16 protein-coding genes are annotated in these 20,442 nt (G+C 39.0%); 9 read left to right on the top strand and 7 right to left on the bottom strand.

Annotated features, from left to right (window positions below; genetic code table 11):
• The first annotated feature begins 48 nt into the window (after positions 1–48).
• The 4 genes from ALW18_02200 to ALW18_02185 all read left to right on the top strand — a co-directional run bounded on the left by ALW18_02200 (position 49) and on the right by ALW18_02185 (position 5,419).
• A complete protein-coding gene (locus ALW18_02200) occupies positions 49–1,662 on the top strand; it encodes a hypothetical protein (protein AOE51439.1) in 1,614 nt (537 codons plus the stop codon).
• 130 nt (positions 1,663–1,792) lie between these two features.
• The gene (locus ALW18_02195) at positions 1,793–2,629 is read left to right on the top strand and encodes a hypothetical protein (protein AOE51438.1); all 837 of its coding nucleotides are present in this window, start codon (positions 1,793–1,795) and stop codon (positions 2,627–2,629) included.
• A 60-nt stretch (positions 2,630–2,689) separates the two neighbouring features.
• Positions 2,690–4,462: a DNA mismatch repair protein gene (locus tag ALW18_02190; protein ID AOE51437.1), complete on the top strand. Its 1,773-nt coding sequence runs from the start codon at positions 2,690–2,692 to the stop codon at positions 4,460–4,462.
• 108 nt (positions 4,463–4,570) lie between these two features.
• On the top strand, positions 4,571–5,419 hold the full coding sequence (locus tag ALW18_02185) for an arylesterase (GenBank protein ID AOE51436.1): 849 nt from the start codon (positions 4,571–4,573) through the stop codon (positions 5,417–5,419).
• A gap of 161 nt (positions 5,420–5,580) precedes the next feature.
• On the opposite strand, the gene ALW18_02180 is transcribed toward ALW18_02185, so the two are convergent.
• The gene (locus ALW18_02180; protein AOE51435.1) at positions 5,581–7,380 is read right to left on the bottom strand and encodes a glycoside hydrolase; all 1,800 of its coding nucleotides are present in this window, start codon (positions 7,378–7,380) and stop codon (positions 5,581–5,583) included.
• Between the two features lie 80 nt (positions 7,381–7,460).
• Between ALW18_02180 and ALW18_02175 the strand changes: the two genes are divergently transcribed.
• The gene (locus ALW18_02175) at positions 7,461–9,698 is read left to right on the top strand and encodes a trehalose-6-phosphate synthase (protein AOE51434.1); all 2,238 of its coding nucleotides are present in this window, start codon (positions 7,461–7,463) and stop codon (positions 9,696–9,698) included.
• 71 nt (positions 9,699–9,769) lie between these two features.
• Positions 9,770–11,140, top strand: a complete 1,371-nt coding sequence (locus tag ALW18_02170; protein AOE51433.1) for a succinate-semialdehyde dehydrogenase — start codon at positions 9,770–9,772, stop codon at positions 11,138–11,140.
• 281 nt (positions 11,141–11,421) lie between these two features.
• On the opposite strand, the gene ALW18_02165 is transcribed toward ALW18_02170, so the two are convergent.
• The 5 genes from ALW18_02165 to ALW18_02145 form a co-directional block, all read right to left on the bottom strand.
• A complete protein-coding gene (locus ALW18_02165) occupies positions 11,422–12,540 on the bottom strand; it encodes a DNA polymerase III subunit beta (protein ID AOE51432.1) in 1,119 nt (372 codons plus the stop codon).
• A gap of 95 nt (positions 12,541–12,635) precedes the next feature.
• Positions 12,636–14,321 (bottom strand): gliding motility protein GldG, encoded by a 1,686-nt coding sequence (locus ALW18_02160; protein ID AOE51431.1) that lies wholly within the window; start codon positions 14,319–14,321, stop codon positions 12,636–12,638.
• Positions 14,321–15,046, bottom strand: a complete 726-nt coding sequence (locus ALW18_02155; GenBank protein AOE51430.1) for an ABC transporter permease — start codon at positions 15,044–15,046, stop codon at positions 14,321–14,323. Before ALW18_02155 ends, ALW18_02160 begins: the two co-directional genes overlap by 1 nt.
• Before the next feature lie 92 nt (positions 15,047–15,138).
• Positions 15,139–15,435 carry an antibiotic biosynthesis monooxygenase gene (locus ALW18_02150; protein ID AOE51429.1) on the bottom strand — a complete coding sequence of 99 codons (297 nt, stop codon included), beginning with the start codon at positions 15,433–15,435 and terminating at the stop codon, positions 15,139–15,141.
• 112 nt (positions 15,436–15,547) lie between these two features.
• Positions 15,548–16,375: a hypothetical protein gene (locus tag ALW18_02145; protein AOE51428.1), complete on the bottom strand. Its 828-nt coding sequence runs from the start codon at positions 16,373–16,375 to the stop codon at positions 15,548–15,550.
• 103 nt (positions 16,376–16,478) lie between these two features.
• Between ALW18_02145 and ALW18_02140 the strand changes: the two genes are divergently transcribed.
• From ALW18_02140 to ALW18_02130, 3 genes are all read left to right on the top strand, one after another.
• Complete coding sequence (locus tag ALW18_02140) at positions 16,479–17,426, top strand: phosphate starvation-inducible protein PhoH (GenBank protein AOE51427.1); 948 nt, start codon at positions 16,479–16,481, stop codon at positions 17,424–17,426.
• Between the two features lie 306 nt (positions 17,427–17,732).
• Positions 17,733–18,680: a phosphoribosylaminoimidazole-succinocarboxamide synthase gene (locus tag ALW18_02135; GenBank protein AOE51426.1), complete on the top strand. Its 948-nt coding sequence runs from the start codon at positions 17,733–17,735 to the stop codon at positions 18,678–18,680.
• 204 nt (positions 18,681–18,884) lie between these two features.
• Positions 18,885–19,271, top strand: a complete 387-nt coding sequence (locus ALW18_02130; protein AOE51425.1) for an ankyrin — start codon at positions 18,885–18,887, stop codon at positions 19,269–19,271.
• 56 nt (positions 19,272–19,327) lie between these two features.
• Here ALW18_02130 and ALW18_02125 read toward each other — a convergent pair whose 3' ends face one another.
• A complete protein-coding gene (locus ALW18_02125; protein ID AOE51424.1) occupies positions 19,328–20,419 on the bottom strand; it encodes a peptidase M42 in 1,092 nt (363 codons plus the stop codon).
• Positions 20,420–20,442: the final 23 nt, after the last annotated feature.

Raw genomic sequence — 20,442 nt, 5'->3', positions numbered from 1 at the left:
TCGAATTAACACTTAATTAATAATTTTAATCAACATAAAAATTTATATATGAAACTTAATTTTTTACGCGTTTCTGCTTTAGTAGCTGTTTTATTTCTGGCTTCTTGTCAAAATGATGATGACACGGTAGGTAATGATCCTCAGAATGGAGTTATCATTAATAATGATTCTCAAGGACTTAACGAGCGTATTAGTTTTGATAACTCAGGAGTATTGTCAATGCGTCAGGACAGTAATCCGTTAGGCAGAGATGAGCAGGTTGCGGGTACGCTTCCGCTTGTAATGGTTGCAGAGGTAGCGCCACCAACGTATAACGGTATGACACTTAAAGCTACTCACGTTGCTATTAACGGTAACTACGCTTATGTTTCTTATAATGTTGAAGGTGAACCTTACGGTGGAGCAATTGACGTAATTAACATTTCTAATCCAAACTCACCACAACTTGTAGTTCAGGCAATACTTCCTAATACAGATTTAAGTAGTGTAAATTATGATAACGGAGTTCTTTACCTTGCAGGTGCAAGAAGCACAGATGCTTTCCCTACTGCCGGTACAGCTGCATTCTCTGCAGCAATGACTCTTAACAATGGTTTATTAAGCACAAACTTTGTTCAGAAATCGTTACCGGGTAACACAGGTACTTCTGTAACATCGTCATCGAGCAAATATTATGCTGTATCTGGTAACAATGGCGCTATATCTCAGCTTAATAAAACTAGTAACGCTATAGAGGTATCAATTCCATTAGCAGATCTTAGAGCTGTAGGATTAAACAATAACAGAATCGTAGTATTAAGCGGTACTCAGGGTGTAAAAGTATACAACGCGAATGGATTAGCCTTACTTTCTTCATTCAACACTTCTCAGGATACTCAAAATGCTAAAAGAACTATCGATTTCCTTGGAACTACAAGAGTACTTGTATCTGAAGGTTATAACGGACTTGGTGTTTACAATACTTCTACCGGTGCAAAAACACAAACAATTGCTGTACCAACAAACGTAAATGGTGTTAACGCAAGCGACATCACGACAAACGCGGTATCTGTAAACGACGATAATGTGTTCGTAGCAAACGGTGGTGCAGGTATGTACATATATAAAAACACGAATTCAGTGTTAAGCTTCTTAGGTTCTATCTCTCTTAGCGGAAACAGCTCATGCAACTACCTTACAAGTTCAGGAGACTATATATTCGCTGCAATGGGTAACGGAGGTTTAAAAATTGTTAAGATGGTTGCGAGCTCAGTAGATTGTACTTCATTCCCTCTATACCTTGGCCTTTCAGCTAACCTTAATGTTAACTCTGGCGAGACTAAACAATATCAGGGTGCAGCAGCTTTATCAACTGTAAACGTAAATGCTAACCTTACATGGTGTGGTTCGCTTTCAGTATCTCAGGCACTTAATGTAAACAGCGGTGGAGTATTTTCAATAAAAGGTTCTCTTGCACAGGGTACAGTTTTATTCGGACAGCCTCTAACAGTAAACGGTACACTTAGAGTAGAAGGATCTGTAGTAGTGTACGGTAACCTTGTACTAAACAGTGGTGCTAAAGTAGAATTTGTAGGTCAGGGATCTTCAATCACAATCTTTGGTAATGTTACTAAAAACAGCAATGTTACAATAACAGGTAACTATACTTCTAACAAGCTATAATTAAAACAACATATTTTGGAATCGGGGCTGCCATTTGGCAGCCTCTTTTTTTTAACAAAACCCTGACAGTCTAAATGTAGGAAGCCACGGTAATTTTTAGTAATTTTATGAGATACCAATAAACCGGATCATGAAACAAATACTTTTTCCTACCGATTTTTCTGAAGCTGCAAATACAGCATTTATTTATGCTTTGCGGTTTGCTGATTCTTTCGGGGCTGAACTTGTTATACTTCACGTATACGACCTGCCTATTGTAGAAACCCCGCCATTACCGGAATCTACCAAAGAAATTTTTGATATTGTAGAAATGAATCAGTTTGAAAGTTTCAGGGAACAGCTTCCCGAACTGCATCAAATGGCAGACAGAAGAAATCTCGGACATGTTAAAATGCGTAACATCCTTCATTATGGCGATCTTATTTATAATATCAATAAGGTTTGCGCCGATGAAAATATCGATCTTATCGTAATGGGAACAAAAGGAGCTACGGGGTTAAAAGAAACATTTTTGGGTTCGTCTACAGCATCGGTTATTGCGAATGCTAAAGTTCCTGTATTAGGGATACCTGCCGAGGCTGAGTACCACCCTATAAAAAGTGTAGCTTTTACAACGCAGTACAAGGATAAAGATAACGATGCATTGGCAAGAACATTGGAAATTGCCCGTAAATTTGATGCTTCCGTACTTTGCCTTTATATTAAAAATGCTGATGATCCCGAAGATATCGAAGAAAGGATTAACGAGTGGAAGATCTTCTACCGTAGTGAAAATATAGACTTCTATAATATTGCAGGCGACCATATAGAACAAACAATATTAGATTTTATAGATAATCAAAATGTTGGAATGCTTGTAATGCGTACGCACAAGCGGGGCTTTTTTGAAAGCCTGTTTCACAGAAGCCTAACTAAAAAGTTGGCTTATCATACAAAAATACCTTTACTTGTATTTCACGAAGGTTAAAACATACATCCTGCTACGGCAGGATTTTTTTATTTTATATTTGTCCTTTACACTTTACTTATGGAATTTTATCAAAAACAAAAAGCTGCCCATTTACACGAACTTAAAAAGCTTAACAGGCGATACAATATTATAAGCACATGCAGGCTGCTTATGGCTATTGCTATAATTGTATTGGTTTATTTTGCTTTTAAGGCAGAAGACCCAACAATACTCCTTTGTTGTATCGCTTTTTGCTTTGTAGAATTCATACTATTGATGAACCGCCACGGATTGGTTCAGAACAAAAGATTGCGTGCTGAAGCCATGGTTAAGATAAACCATGACGAGATGGATTACCTTTCAGGTAACGCTATTCCGTTTGAAAACGGTAGCGAGTTTATAGATTATACACATCCGTACTCGCACGATCTTGATATTTTTGGAAACAGATCACTTTATCACAATATAAACCGTACCCAGACTTTTAAAGGTCAGCAAAAACTTGCCGGCTTACTTACAGACGTTTTATCTCAGGAAGATATAATTGCCAATCAGGAGGCTGTTAAAGAACTGGCTGAAAAGCCTGAGTTCAGGCAGGAAATAATGGCATTAGGTAAGGCACGAAAGGATAGTCAGAAAGTATACGATACCCTTTTAGATTGGGCAAATACTAGCTCGGGACAAGTATCAGCGGTTAAAGGAATTATCGCACTAGTCACTCCTGTGTTGTTGTTAGGATGTGTAGCAACTTACTTTATAACTGGTGACAGTCTATTTACTACTATTGCCGGGTGGGTTTTTGGTTTTAACCTTATCTTTATTGGCTCTCACTTAAAATTGATCAAAGCTGAGATGAAAGATACCGCCGATATACACGATATTATTCATCATTACGGACTTATAATTGAACAAATAGAAAACCAGGAATTTGTTGCGCCAAAACTAAAAGCAATACAGGCTAAACTGGTTACAGAAGGTAAAACGGCATCGAAGGAAATAAAAAGGCTCGCAAAGTTCTTCTCTAAGCTCGATAGCCTGGATAACCTGTTTGGTGCTGCCGTTATGAATGGCATTATGCTGTATCATTTTTTTGCATTAAAAGGCTTACTGCATTGGAAAAAACGACATTCACAAACCATAGCGCTTTGGCTTGATGTTATTGCTGAAACAGAGGCTTTATCTGGTTTCGCTAACTTGTACTATAATAATCCTGATTTTACTTTCCCAATCCTTAATACAGAGAATAGAATAGAATTTACCAATCTTTCGCATCCGCTGCTTCGAAAAGAAGGCAGGATAGGGAACGATATAAATTTCAATTCGGACTTTATGATACTTACGGGTTCTAATATGTCCGGTAAAAGTACATTTTTACGTAGCCTGGGCATTAATATGGTACTTGCAGGCGCAGGCGCACCAGTATGTGCCGACAGGGCAGAGGTACATCCATTACCGGTATTGGTGTCTATGAGATTGTCTGACTCGCTCTCCGATAGTGAATCGTATTTCTTTGCAGAGGTAAAACGCCTTAGGTATATTATGGATGAATTGCAGGAAAAGCGTGCATTCGTATTGTTGGATGAGATACTAAGAGGAACAAACTCTGATGATAAGCGTACGGGAACCATAAAAGTTATAAAGCGTATGATAGGGCTTAATGCTACCGGTGCCATAGCAACCCACGATATCGAGGTATGCGAACTTGTTACTGAATATCCTTCTAAACTGGTTAACCGTTGTTTCGAGGCACAGATTATAGATAACGAACTTTATTTTGATTACCGCCTGCGTGATGGCATCTGCCGAAATAAAAGCGCAACCTTTCTCATGGAAAAAATGGGCGTTGTATAAAATCTTAATTAGCCTTTAATTAACAGCTAAGGATTTCTTAACGAGCGCAATGCTGTTTTTAGTAGTTAGTAATTTTATGTAACATTATTAACGACAAAAAACAAAATTATGCCTTTTATCACAACAACCTCTGTAAGCTTATCAGGAAGTGCCGAAGAAGTAAATATTTTTTACCAGGACATTGGCAGGGGCAAGCCCGTAGTATTAATACACGGCTGGCCGCTTAACTACCAAATGTGGGAATACCAGCTAAACGAACTACCTAAACATAATATCCGTGTTATTGCCTATGACAGGAGAGGATTCGGCTTGTCTTCACGCCCTTGGGAAGGGTATGATTATGATACTCTGGCATCAGACCTTGCCCTTCTTTTAGAAAAACTTGACCTTAGGGATGTTACACTTGTTGGCTTTTCTATGGGTGGGGGAGAAGTAGCACGATACCTTTCTAAATACAATGGCGAAGGCAGGGTAACTAAAGCCGCGCTTATTAGTGCAGTAACGCCATTCCTTCGTAAAACAGAAGATAACCCGACAGGACTTCCTCAGGAAATGTTTACCACTATGAAAGAACAGATTGAAGAAGACAGGCCTAAATTCCTGGCAGGTTTCTCTAAAATGTTCTATGGTGTGCATTTGTTCAGTAATCCTGTAAGCGATGAAATATTGCAAAGGGATATGACGCTGGCATTAGAGTCGGCAGGATATTCAACGATTAAAGCAATGCAGGCCTGGTCTACAACCGACTTCAGGGACGATTTACGTAACATTCGTGTGCCTTTACTGGTATTGCACGGTAAAGCCGATGAAACGGTGCCTATTGATGCATCTGCCGAAGAAACGATTAAAATTATACCGCATGCTCAATATGTGGTGTATGATGACGCGCCGCATGGTCTATACTACACACATAAAAACAAGTTCAACGAAGACATTGTGAATTTTATAAATTCATAAATAATTTTTAGTGCCCCCACCTTTGAACCGCAATATGACTTAATTGTCTGTTGCGGTTTTTTGTTGCATTAAAAAAGCCGTGATACTAATGTGTCACGGCTTTTTGGGTTTTAATCCTTACGAGTTTTTAAAACCTTGCAGGTTTAAATATCAAAGATTATCTATCGCATAGCATCCATTACTTCTTCCTCGTGTGTAACGTTGCTTATGTTGATAGCAGTTTCAATTAATGCTAAGTGGGAGTAAGCCTGAGGGAAATTACCTAACAGCCTTTTTGTCTTAAAATCAATATCTTCACTAAATAAACCTAAATGGTTACTATAAGATAATAACTGTTCGAAAAGCTTCTCGGCTTTTTTGGTTTCACCAATTTTGTATAAGCTGTTAATGAACCAGAACGTACAAATGGTAAACGATGATGATGGCAACCCGAAGTCATCTTTATTCTTGTAGCGGTACAGTAAGCCGTCATTGCTCAGTTCTCTTTCAATGGCATGGACGGTAGCTATATATTTACGATCGCGTGCGTCTATAAAACCGTAGTTTTCCATTAACAGTACCGATGCATCAAGGTCTTCCGATCCATACGATTGTGTAAATGCCTGTACTTTTTCATTCCATGCATTTTCCATAATATCTCTGCGGATAGATTCTTCAAGCAGTTCCCATTTGGCAAGTTTGGATTTTCTTCCTAATATCTTAGCTACTTTAATAGCACGGTCTATGGCCGTCCAGCACAAAACTTTAGAGAAGGTGAAATGCCTTTCCTCTGTACGGAACTCCCATATTCCTTTATCAGGTTCCTGCCAGTGGCTGCCCACTACCCAAACAATTCCTTTAGTTATATTCCATAATTCTTCTGCATTCTGAACATCATTACTAAAGTTGACCAACTGCAGGTAAATAACGTCCATTAAGATGCCGTAAATATCATTTTGGCGCTGTGTAAAAGCTGCATTACCTATTCGTACAGGTTTCGAGTCCATATAACCGCTAAGGTGTTCCAATGTTTCTTCCTTCAGGTTTTTCTCTTTATTGATACCGTACATGATCTGGAGCTTCTCATCCTTATCCGGCATAATGTCGACAATGAATTGCAGGTAATCACTGGCCTGTTTTTTATGTCCGATTTCAGAAATTACCTTAACTACCATAGAGGCGTCGCGTATCCAGCAGAAACGGTAATCCCAGTTTCGTACTTCCCCAATGGTTTCGGGTAGCGATGTTGTTGCCGCCGCCAGTACTGCCCCGGTTTTATCGTACGTAAGCAGCTTTAGGGTTATGGCACTTCTTGAGATCTGGCTATTGAATCGCTTGTATGAGGTAGTTTTGTCAGACCAGTTTAACCAATACGTCTTAGTACGTTCAAACTCAAGATAAATCTTTTCAACGGTCTGGTTAAATATCTTTTCGTTGTAGGCAAGAAGGAAAAATCCGTCCCCATTAAGTTCCATCGGCGTACTATTGGCAACGGCCTGTTTGTCAAAATTAGTATGCAGGAACAGTGAATTGAATTTTGTGCTGTTAGTAAGACTTACTATATAGTCGTCTTTAACATGCGTAATTGTTTTTCCTGCTGCATATTCCAGTTTCGGGTCATATTTAACGCTAAACACAGGTTTACCTGATAATCTCCTTATGTAGCGTATAATTTCCGGCGGCGTATTGTAAGAGCCATCTTCTTTATAGTATCTCGGCATAAAATCGTTTACCTCGAAAGCATCGGTACCGTTACTGAATATAGTAACCAAGATAGCGGTATTTTCAAGATAGTGCTGGCGTATACTATAGCTCTCATCGGTAATTATCTCAAAGCTTCCGCCAATTTCCTCATCAAGCAGTTTTGCAAAAATAGAAGACGAATCGAACTTGGGAAGGCAGCACCAATCCATTGATCCTTTGTCAGAAACAAGGGCCGCGCTGCGACAATTTCCAATAATGCCATAATTTAAATTTTTCATAAAGTCTTGGATTTACTAGCCTTTCGGCTCATTGTTCACTAAATTTATAAAAAGTAAACCTTAACCGCAAACACTTTAGCATGAATAAAACAATTATAGTTTCTAACCGTCTGCCCGTAAATCTTCAAATTGACCATGGCATTTTGCGTGCCCAACCAAGTGTAGGAGGACTGGCAACGGGTATGAAGTCTGTACATTCTGAAGGGAACGGCATCTGGATAGGGTGGTCTGGCCTTACAGAAGAACAACTTGATGATGACCTCAGCCGACAGGTAGATGCTGCGCTCGAAAAAGAGAAATGTGCAACCGTAAGTTTAAATGAAAATGATGTAGAAAATTTTTACTATGGATTTAGCAACAGGACACTCTGGCCTATGTTTCATTACTTTATGGAATATACCGAGTTTGAACTGGAACAATGGAACTCATACAAAGAGGTAAACCAAAAATTTGCCGACGCTGTACTGGAACATGCCAACGATGGCGATACTATCTGGGTGCACGATTACCAGTTGATGCTTGTTCCTAAAATGATACGCGATAAAAATCCGTCGCTTACTATTGGCTTCTTCCTGCACATACCATATCCTTCGTATGAGATCTTCAGGACGTTTCCGTGGCGTGAAGAACTCCTTGACGGCGTTTTAGGAGCCAATCTGATAGGTTTTCATACCTACGACTATGTCCGTCATTTTTTAAGCTCTGTAAAGCGAATTACAGGCCTTGAAACAAAGTTTAACGATGTGCTGTATGATGGACGTACTGTAAAGGTAGATTCTTTCCCTATGGGAATAGATTACAACCATTTTCACGATGCTGCCCTGGAACACAAAACAAGGCCGGAAGAAAAGAAATCTGACCTGATGCGAAAACTGGAAGAACATAACCAGCATTTTGGCGATAACAAGCTGATACTTTCCATAGACAGGATGGATTATACAAAAGGTATACCGAACAGGATTCGCGCTTTTGAATACTTCCTGAATAAATATCCCGAATACAAAGAGAAGGTAAGGTTGGTCATGCTTGCCGTACCGTCACGATCTAATGTTCCCCAATACCAAAAATTAAAAAGGGAAACCGACGAGCTTGTAGGACGTATAAACGGACAGTTTGCCACCGTGAACTGGACACCAATCTGGTACTTTTACAGGTCGATGCCTTTTGAGGATCTGATCGATTTGTATGCATCGTCGCAGGTAGCGCTTATCACCCCGATCAGGGATGGTATGAACTTGGTTGCTAAGGAGTATGTAGCATCAAGAGCAGATCATGACGGAGTTCTGGTGCTCAGTGAGATGGCGGGCGCAGCTAAAGAGATGCATGAAGCACTTTTAATCAACCCGAATAACTTCGAACAGATTGCCGATACTTTAAAACAGGCGCTTGAAATGCAACCCGAGGAGCAGTTCACCCGTATGAGGGAACTGAAGAAAAGGATATCACGTTACAACGTTGAAAAGTGGGCAGAGGAATTCATGAAAGCGCTTGACGCTTCAAAACAACTGCCCGACGCATCGGTTACACGCGAGCTGAATACAGAACTGCTTACAGCGATGACCCAAAACTGTAAAGAAGGGCAAAAAAGGCTTTTCCTTTTGGATTATGACGGAACCCTTGTTGGTTTCAGGAATACACCGGAAGAAGCAATGCCTGATGAATCGTTATTTACATTACTGGATGCGCTTGCAGAAGATGAGAATAATGAAGTTACCATAATAAGCGGACGTGACCATGATACCCTTGGTAAATGGTTTGGGCATAAAAATTACACACTTATTACCGATCATGGTGTGTGGCTTCGACGTAAAGGACAGGAATGGGAGGCTATAGAGCGCGTTAAAAGCGACTGGAAGGAAAATATACGCCCCATTATGGAAACGTTTGTAGACAGGACGCCAGGCTCGTTTATAGAAGAGAAAAACTATTCTCTCGCATGGCATTATCGCAAAGCGGATAGCGAACTGGCAAATATCCGTGCCAAAGAGCTGGAATTTGTACTGAACAGCCTTATTGCTAATAATGCGCTTGCAGTACTTGAAGGAAATAAAGTGCTGGAAATTAAGAACAGTAATGTAAATAAAGGCCGCGCAGCAGGCAGGTTACTCGCAGGTGGTGACTACGATTTTATATTCGCTATCGGTGATGACTGGACCGACGAATATATGTTTGAAGAATTGCCTGAGACTGCTCACACCGTAAAGATCGGATCGCAAAAAACACATGCACGTTATTTTATTAAAGACAACAAGCAGGTGAGGAACATACTTGAAAGCTTTACCGATAAAAAGAAAATGACCAACGATCAGTTTGCGTAACTAAACCTATAGAAATGAGCAAATAGTACTTATTAAATCGAAAATTATTAATTCAAAAAATTTAAATTGTTATGGCTATTGCAACCATTAATCCCTACAATAACAAAGAAGTCAAAACGTTTGAAGCGTTAAGCGAAAAACAGATTGAAGAAAAAATAAGCACTGCCGATAAGGCCTATGCTTCATGGAAAGAAAAACCTGTTGAGGAGCGTACCAAACTGCTTACTAAAGTTGCTGCTTTATTGCAGGAGCGAAAAAAAGAACTGGCGAAGCTTATCACTTTAGAGATGGGTAAGCTTATTAGTGAAAGTGAGGACGAGATAGATATCAGTTCGGCTATTTACAAGTATTATGCAGATAATGCTGCTGAATTCCTTGAAGATAAACCATTTGAGGTAAAAGAAGGTAAAGCGTATGTGCGTTACAGCCCGATTGGTGTTATACTTGGCGTTGAGCCGTGGAATTACCCATTCTACCAGGTAGCGCGTATTACCGCACCTAACCTTGCAGCTGGTAACGTAATTATGATTAAGCACGCCAGTAACGTACCGCAGTGTGCCCAGGCGATTGAAGATATCTTTAAAGAGGCCGGTGCTGAAGAAGGTGTATATACTAACCTTTTTATAGGTGGAGATAAGATTGGTAAACTTGCTGAAGACGACAGGATAAAAGGTTTGTCTCTTACAGGGAGTGAGAAAGCAGGCGCAAGTCTTGCAGAAGCCGCGGGTAAAAACCTTAAGAAATCGGTATTGGAGCTTGGCGGTAGCGACCCGTTTATTGTTTTGGAAGATGCCGATCTTGACCATGCTGTTTCACAGGCTTTTGATGGTCGTATGAAAAATATGGGACAGTCATGTACGGCTGCTAAACGTATGATCGTTGTAGAATCTATTGCTGATGAATTCCTTGAAAAGCTTACAAAGAAAATGTCGGGTCTTAAAGTGGGCGACCCTGCCGACGAAGCTACAGAAATTGGTCCGTTAAGCAGCGAAGGTGCTGCGAAACAACTGGCAGAGCAAGTTGAAGAAACCATTAAAGCGGGTGCTAAAGCTGTTATTGGCGGCAAACGCCTGGATAGGGAAGGTGCCTTTATGGAACCAACTATACTAACTGATATTAAGCCGGGTATGCGTGCCTACCACGAGGAGTTATTTGGGCCCGTTGCTTCTTTCTACAGGGTTAAAGATGAAAATGAAGCTATTAAACTGGCTAATGATTCTGATTTTGGGCTTGGTGGTGCTGTATTCAGTAAGGATATCAAGCGTGCAGAGAAAGTTGCACTACAAATCGAGACAGGTATGGTATTTATCAACTCACCAACAAACTCGAGTCCGGAATTGCCATTTGGCGGAACAAAACGTTCGGGTTACGGAAGGGAACTTTCAAGTTTGGGAATTGAAGAGTTCGTAAACAAAAAACTCATTCGAATTACAGAAAATTAAAATCTGATAATTTTAATAATATGAAACCTGCTAATGAAATTCGGCAGGTTTTTTTATGCTTAAAAAAGAGCGAAAATCGACTAAAAAATGAAAACCAAAAAGCGTAACATTGTTTTTACAGGTGTTTAAAATCAACGGTTTACAGCGATTAATATTACGCAGCAAAAGTGCGTTTTGAGAACATAAAGTGCAATATTAATTTTCGAAAAATGACAAGAAAAAACCCGTAAAGCGTTAGCAATACGGGTTTTATATAAAAAAGGGTTAGTTGAATAGCTTTTTTAGTTGTTAAGCATAACCGGCATCACCAGCATGGTAACAGTTTCGCCTTCATCAAGACCGTCAACCGGGGTAAGGATACCCGCACGGTTTGGTAAAGACATTTCAAGCATGATCTCATCGCTTTGCAGGTTGGTAAGCATCTCTGTAAGGAAACGTGAATTGAAACCTATCTGCATATCATCTCCTTGATAATCACATGTCAAACGCTCTTCAGCTTTGTTTGAGTAATCGATATCTTCAGCAGATATGTTAAGTTCAGTACCGGCAATCTTAAGACGAATCTGGTGTGTAGTCTTGTTAGAGAAAATAGCCACACGACGCACAGAGCTCAGTATCTGAGACCTGTTTATCAACAACTTGTTAGGATTTTCTTTTGGTATAACCGCCTCGTAGTTAGGATATTTACCATCTATAAGTCGGCAGGTAAGTACATAGTTATCAAAAGAGAAAGTAGCGTTAGAGTCGTTATACTCTATCTTAACCTCTGCATCAGATGAACCAAGTATACCTTTAAGTATTGTTAAAGGCTTTTTAGGCATGATAAAATCAGCAACCTGAGAAGCTTTAACATCTGTTCTTGAATATTTTACAAGTTTATGAGCATCAGTAGCAACAAAGATTAACCCTTCCGGTGAAAACTGGAAGAATACACCCGACATTACAGGCCTTAAATCATCATTACCTGCTGCAAATATTGTTTTGCTAACTGCTGTTGCAAGTACTTCTGCAGGCACAAGGGTAGAGAAAGGGTCTTCAAGCGATACTGCTTTTGGGAATTCATCGCCTGATGCATACGCAAGTGCATATTTGCCTGAATTAGAGCTTATCTCTATGGTGTTGTTATCTTCAACAGTAAAAGTAAGCGGCTGTTCAGGGAACGTTTTTAGAGTTTCCAGTAACAGTTTGGCAGGTACAGCAACACTTCCTTTGCTGTCTGAGTCAATCTCCAGTGTAGCAGACATTGTAGTCTCTAAATCTGAAGCTGATACTTTTAATTCAGTATTGTCTAATTCAAAAAGAAAGTTATCTAAAATAGGCAGTGTGTTGCTGCTGTTGATAACACTTCCCAAAACCTGTAATTGTTTTAGCAAATATGAACTGGATACTATAAATTTCATTTCTGTTTGGTTTATTTAATTGTAAAATCCATCGGAATTTACGTTTCACAAATATATCGTAATCAAATTGAATAGTGCAACATTATTTATTAACACTACTTAGAATATTTCCTTTTTCTCAGGTAAGTAAATAATATTCCGAACACTGCTAAAATGACTATTGGTAATCCGACAGTTATAAATACTGCGATTGTATAGTTGTCGTAAACTTTTTGTTTATCCAGCATTGGCAGCTCCACATCCTTACTTCGGATGTTAATAAGTCCGCTATCATCCAACAGGTAATTTATGCAGTTCATAAGGAAACCTTTGTTGTCATACATATTGCCTGTCCACTTATCGTAGCCCAGTTCCATTGGCTGATAATCTTTATCAAGCTGGTTTTTTGCGATGTCGCCATCAGATATAACGATCATCTTGCCGGGTGCATTTTGCGCTTTGAAAGTTACATCTTTAAACGGAAGCACCCTGTTTTCAAATGCGGAATGAAACTTACCTTCAAGTAATACTGCCACAGGAAGAAAGCCCCTGCCATCATAATCTTTTGGATTAGTCTCTTCTGAAACCATTGCAAGTTTTACTTCCACCGGAGTACCTACCTTCCTCGAAAATTTGGAAGAACGTAACAGTACTGTTTTCTTAATGCCGTTTTTAAGTGTATCTATAGGATTGGCAAATTCAAACTTAATACCGCTCATGTTCTTCACAATAGGATTGTCAGAATCAGGATATACAAATGGAGAATATTTCCAGAAAAACTCCTGGTATTGCGTTTGGCTGCCTTGAGATCCACTGGCAAGCTTTATAGGAGTTGCCATTTCATCCTTAATAATATCTGGATTGATCCTGATGCCGTATTTAAAGAACATATCCGTAAGGTTCAGTTCCCTTGGAAAGGCAAGCGTGTTGCCTGTCTGATTGTAAAGGCTGTCCATTTCAATCTGTACAGCATCTACCATCCAGAGCGTTTTACCTCCATTAACGATGTATTGGTCAAGGACTTGTTTTTCTGCTTCGGTGAATGCCTCAGTAGGTTTTGTTATAATAGCAAGGTCATATTTGTTAAGTGCCTTTAGTGTGTTCTGAGGGTCTTTGCCGACAGAGTCCAGAGTAAACGGACCGATATGGTAGCTTTCACTTATACTTTTTATAAAGTCACCCATAAGGCGCTCAGTCATTTCACCGTTGCCTTTTATTACAGCAACCTTTTTTTCTTTTTCAGAAACAGCTTTGTTGATGCTTTCTGTAATAGCATATTCAAGGTGTTGAACCGAGCTCACTACCTTTTCAGCAGTGGTAGCACCCATCAGGTTTTTAAGCAGGGCTACTTTTACGGTTTTCTTATTGTAATTAACCATCGCCCACGGAAATACAACTTCCTGAGACTGTTTGCCTTTATCTTCAACGGTAACGCTTACAGGTGTCATGCCCATCTTGTAAAGATCCTGCATTGCCTGGTCGCGACCTGCTTCATCTTTTAAGGGATTAATAAACTGGAAAATTATATTGGGATTAATAGCGTGGAATTCTTCCAGTAATTGTCTGGTTTCATTCTGAAGCCTTTTGAATTCTGCAGGAAACTCACCGTCAAGAAAAACGTCTATGTATAGGGGTTCCTCTACTTCTTTAACGATTTTAAGTGTGGTAGGAGACAGCGTATAACGTTTGTCTTGCGTAAGGTCAAATCGTTTAAAAATATAATAGCCTGCAAAGTTTAGCGCAAGTAAAACGCCCACAATAATAAGCAGCTGTTTCAGGTTTTTTTGTTGTACTGTTTCCATTACCCTTTAAGCGATTTAAGTTTGTAAACAGTTAACGACAGAAAAATAATAGTGATGCTAAGGAAATAAATAATGTCCCTTGTATCCAGTACGCCACGGCTCATACTTTTAAAATGATAATCCATACCAAAGGCAGAAACCAGTCCGCTCATATTGCCTGCAAATCCTGCAAGGCCTTCAAAGCCAAAGTAAAATATAAAGCAAAAGAATACCGAAACTATAAAAGCAACAATTTGATTGTCGGAAAGGGTAGAGGTAAAAACGCCAATTGCTGTATAACCCGTAATAAGGAAAAGCAAACCAAAGTAAGAACCTAAGGTGCTTCCCATATCAATATTACCTTCAGGATTTCCAAACCATGAAAGCACCATTACATACACTATAGTTGGTAATAAAGCCATCACGATAAGGATAAACGCGCCGAAAAATTTTCCGTTTACAATTTCCCAAATGCTTAGCGGTTTAGTGAAAAGCAATTCGATAGTCCCTTGCTTTTTTTCGTCAGAGAAACTTCTCATAGTAACCGCCGGGATAAGAAAAATAAGTATCCAGGGTGATATGGTAAAAAACGGACTCAAATCAGCAAAACCGCTGTTAAGTATATTAAAATCACCTTCAAAAACCCATAAAAACAGGCCGTTGAGTAACAGGAAAATAGCGATAACCAAATAACCTATCGGCGAACCGAAAAAGGATTTGATCTCCCGTAATAACAATGCTTTCATTTATAATTTCTAGTTATTGAGACGTAGTGTTGCTACGCCTAAATTTGTAAATTTTATTTATTACAGACGTAACGGTGCTACGTCTCAATAGTCTATGGTAATGTAACTAATTTGTCAACGCTCCAGGCTTCTGCCTTTTGCCTGAATAATTGTTTTGTAAATGCCCATACTTCAATAAAAAGCTCTGATTTTCTGTAGTTTTCCAGATCATCTTCGGTCTCCCAATAGCTATAGGTAAAAAATACCGTAGGGTCATTTTTATCCCTGTACAACTCTAAGAAACGGTTTCCGGGAAAGTTTCGTATATCCTGCTTAACCTGTTCAAAATTATTAAGAAAGGCATCAACCTTGTCTTCGTGGAAACCCATTTTTACAATGCGTACAAACATACAGTTTTTTATTGTTTTTTTATTTCTATTTTTTTAGGTTGAAACCTCTTAAAAAAAGATCATTAGCTTTTAGTATCTATCACATAACCAAATCAACAAATCGCAAAATCCCTTACCTGAAAACCACATTTACAACATCTCTGAATCTAAGTCCCAATAATGTTTTTGCAGTGCCTACAGTTAACGGGTTACTTCGGTAAATGGCAATTTCCAGAAAGCCTGCCTCATTAAATATAGCCAGTTTATCGCCCTCGTGGTCTTTAATAGTAAATGGTTCCCTTACTATAAAGTCAGAATAGCTTTTCCTGACCGATTTTATATTCTTAGTATTAAAGGTAATCTCAAAGTCACGCCCTTTGGCTACTTCTTTAACCAGTTTCTGCGGAATATTGGTTACACAGTTACCAAAATGGTCGATGTAAGCAATATAGCCTTTTATGGCAGAATTGTCGGCTGCAACCACTGGCTGCAGTTCGTTCATGTCTTTAATTTCGGTAATCTCTCGGCCTATAACGCTTGGTTGTCCGCCTTTTGCTAAGTGAATGGCAACGGCTACAAATACATCCATTTCGGTCGACCCTTCCGGTAGCCTGTCGTGTATGTTTATCTCAACAATTTTTTGTGGGATGATCTTCTGCGTAAGCATGCTTAATATGCCATTATCTGCACAGATAAAATAATGGTCGTTCCACTGCATGGCAAGGTGCCTGTTATCTTTGGTAAGTTCGGCGTCTACGCCGATAAGGTGTACTGTTCCTTTAGGGAAACTACTGTATGCCGCACCAACAATATAACTGGCTTCAGATACATTAAAATGATCTATGTCGTGGGAAACGTCAATAATCATGGCTTCGTTATAGCCGGAAATAATTTTTCCCTTCAAAGCGCCCACAAAATGGTCCTTGAGGCCAAAATCGGTTGTAAGGGTAATTATTGACATAAAATTGTGTAAAACTTTTAAAAAAGCGAGATTAAATTTCACTAAATTTGAATGCAAAGCTAACAATTATATGGCTTATTTCTCTAATTAAAATCATCTGCTTTTGAACGAAAGAATAATTGAATTAACAGACATCGCTCCAAAAGATTTTTGGGGAACTCAGGACGCTCATCTTGAAACCATTAAAAAATACTATCCAAAGCTAAAAATTGTTGCAAGGGGAACTACCCTGAAAGCTTTTGGCGAAAAAGAAATTCTTGATGAATTTGAAAAGCGCTTCAAGAGGCTTATGCTACATTTCACACGCTATAATAATATTGATGATAATGTTATTGAAAGGGTAATTCAGGATGACTCACAGGTACAGCAGATGGACCCAAGCGACAAAATACTGGTACACGGTGTAGGCGGTAAACTTATAAAAGCCCTTACGCCAAACCAACAGTTGCTTGTAGACTCTATGTATAAAAATGATATGGTTTTTGCTATTGGCCCCGCGGGTACAGGTAAAACGTATACTGGTGTTGCCCTTGCCGTAAAAGCACTAAAGGAAAAACAGGTAAAGCGTATCATATTGACACGTCCGGCGGTAGAAGCAGGGGAGAACCTTGGTTTCCTTCCAGGAGATATGAAAGAAAAGCTTGATCCTTACATGCAGCCTTTATATGATGCATTGCGTGATATGCTTCCGCCACAAACACTGGAAGATTATATTTTAAAAGGAATTATACAGATCGCCCCGCTTGCTTTCATGAGGGGACGCACACTGGATAATGCTTTTGTAATTCTTGATGAAGCGCAGAATACCACACATTCGCAGATGAAGATGTTCCTCACTCGTATGGGTAAAAATGCTAAATTCATGATTACAGGAGATCCCGGTCAGGTAGATTTACCGCGCCGCACTACATCTGGCCTTAAAGAAGCAATTCTTATACTTAAAAATGTAGACGGTATAGGTATATTATATCTTGACGATAAAGATATCGTTCGCCACCGTCTTGTTAAGAAAGTAATTGAGGCGTATAAGAGTATTGAGAATCTTGATTAACGATTTTAAAGTCATGAAGTCATAAAGTCTTAACGATAAACCGGCAGTGTGTAACGCTGCCGGTTTTTAAATTTATATAATGTTTAATTTTTCAAAACCGAAACATTACATTGTGATTTTTACTTCTGAGTTCTTCACAGGGATTTTTATGCATCCCAAGGATTTTACTTACTGTTTTAGGCATCATTTTATTACTTATCAATGTTGTTTTCTCTATCTCATATAAATTGTATGACAAAAGAAAAGATTAGACAATTAACTTTCTTATTTTTGCAACTTCAAAAACTATAAACGTATAACAGTTTCATGAATACCATCACAAGCACTGATTTCAATTTTCCGGGGCAAAAATCGGTTTACCGCGGTAAAGTAAGGGAAGTATACAATATCAACGATGAGCTATTGGTAATGGTAGCTACAGACAGGCTTTCTGCCTTTGACGTAGTTATGCCAAAAGGTATCCCTTACAAAGGGCAGATACTTAACCAGATAGCTACTAAATTTATGCGCCTTACACAAGATGTGGTTCCTAACTGGCTGATTGATACACCAGACCCTAACGTTGCTGTAGGTCACCTTTGCGAGCCTTTTAAAGTAGAAATGGTTATCCGTGGATACCTTTCAGGACACGCTGCGCGTGAGTATGCTGAAGGTAAAAGGGTACTTTGCGGTGTTGAGCTTGTTGAAGGCTTAAAAGAGAATGATAAATTCCCTTCGCCAATTATCACACCAACAACCAAAGCGGATAATGGTGAGCATGATATGGATATTTCGAGAGAAGACATCCTTGAAAACGGAATTGTTTCTGAAGAAGATTATGTAGTATTAGAAAAATACACACGTGACCTTTTTCAGAGAGGTACTGAGATCGCTGCTTCAAGAGGCTTGATCCTTGTGGATACCAAATACGAATTCGGTAAGACTAAAGATGGTAAGATCGTTCTTATTGACGAGATACATACACCGGATTCTTCACGTTATTTTTATGCTGAAGGATACCAACAGCGTCAGAATAGCGGAGAGTCTCAAAAACAGCTTTCTAAAGAGTTTGTACGCCAGTGGCTTATAGCTAATGGTTTTCAGGGAAAAGATGGTCAACAGATTCCTGAAATGACTGATGAGTACATTGAAACTGTATCTGAAAGATATATCGAGTTGTATGAAAATATCTCGGGAGAGAAGTTCGCTAAAGCAGATATTTCTAATATCAACGAGCGAATTGAAAAAAATGTTCTTGCTTTCCTGAATAAATAATTTACAGGAAAAATTATATGAAACCGCCTTATAAATAAGGCGGTTTTTTTGTTTATATATGCAGGCATAGTAAGTTTTAAATTGTTAAAATTATGTTAAAATAGATATTCGCTGTAACGTTTTCATGGTTGTGCACGTCTATTACCTTAAACGACCTAATCAGTCTGGAAATTTAAAAACAATCATCACATCAAATCAATTATCATGAAAAAAACGATCATTTATTTAGGCTTGGCTCTTGTAGCATTTAGTAATGTAACAGTAGCAAACAATGTTGAAGCAACTTCTAAATTTGAGTTAGTAGGAAGCGTTAAAACAAACACACCGCTTGGTATGGCAATCTCTAAAGGGGATGTTGCAACAGTAAAAAAACTTCTTGAGTATGGTGCATCGGTAAACGAGAAATCTAACGGTTTAACACCGGTTATGATCGCTGCACGTTACAACCAGGTAGAAATTTTAAAACTGCTTATCGAGAAAGGTGCAGATCTTAAAATTAAAGATGAGAAAGGTATAACTGCTCTTAAATATGCAGAGGCATCAAACGCTAACGATGCTGCCACTGTAATTAAGCAGGCATTAAACGCTTAATCTACTATTGAACTGTAATTAAAAAAGCTTCCTGGAAACAGGAAGCTTTTTTAATTTTAAGCTTTAAAGTAAGAGAATGTCTCTTCGTTTTCTATGTTTAGCAGAGTTTCGTAAATAAGTTTAATTACGTTCTCAACGTCATCCCTGTGTACCATTTCTACTGTAGTATGCATGTAGCGCAGCGGCAGCGATATTAATGCCGAAGCTACACCACCATTGCTGTACGCAAAAGCATCGGTATCTGTACCTGTAACGCGGGACGATGCCAGTCTTTGGAATGGTATTTCGTTCTTGTTTGCTGTATCTATAATAAGTTCCCTTAAGTTGTTTTGAACTGCCGGAGCATAGGTAATAACCGGGCCTTTACCAATCTGAGTTTCGCCCTCTATGCGTTTATCAATCATTGGGGTAGTGCTGTCATGGCAAACATCGGTAACAATTGCTACATTAGGGCGGATAGTTTTAGTGATCATCTCTGCACCACGAAGCCCCACTTCTTCCTGTACTGAATTGGTAATGTAAAGTCCAAACGGAAGTTTCTTTTTGTTTTCGTGCAGTAAACGGGCAACTTCGGCAATCATAAAACCGCCAACACGGTTATCAATAGCACGGCAAACAAATTTATCGCCGTTTAGTATCATAAAATCATCTGGGTAGGTAATGACACAGCCAACATGTACGCCAAGTTTTTCAACTTCTTCTTTAGTGTTACATCCGCAGTCAATAAAGATCGTTTCAATTTTAGCAGGCTCTTCTTTACCACGGTTACGGGTATGTATTGCCGGCCATCCGAAAACACCCTTTACAATTCCGTTTTTAGTATGAATGTTTACCCTTTTAGAAGGAGCTATCATATGGTCAGACCCTCCATTTCGGATAACATAAATAAGTCCGTTTTCCGTTATATAGTTAACATACCATGATATCTCGTCGCTGTGGCCTTCAATAACCACTTTGTAAGGAGCATCCGGATTGATAACACCTACCGCAGTGCCGTAAGTATCGGTAATAAAAGTATCAACGTATGGTTTTAGGTACTCCATCCAGATTTTTTGTCCTTCAGACTCGTAACCTGTAGGGGATGGGTTGTTTAAATATTGCTCAAGAAATGATATGGAGTTGTCGTTTAGAACTGTTTTTGAAGACATAAATTTAATTTTTCGCTAAAATA

Origin of the sequence: Flavobacterium psychrophilum, from assembly GCA_001708385.1 — a bacterium.
Classification (GTDB): domain Bacteria; phylum Bacteroidota; class Bacteroidia; order Flavobacteriales; family Flavobacteriaceae; genus Flavobacterium; species Flavobacterium psychrophilum_A.
Note: the sequence above shows the minus strand (reverse complement) of the source record. Positions and strands in the feature narration are given on the sequence as shown.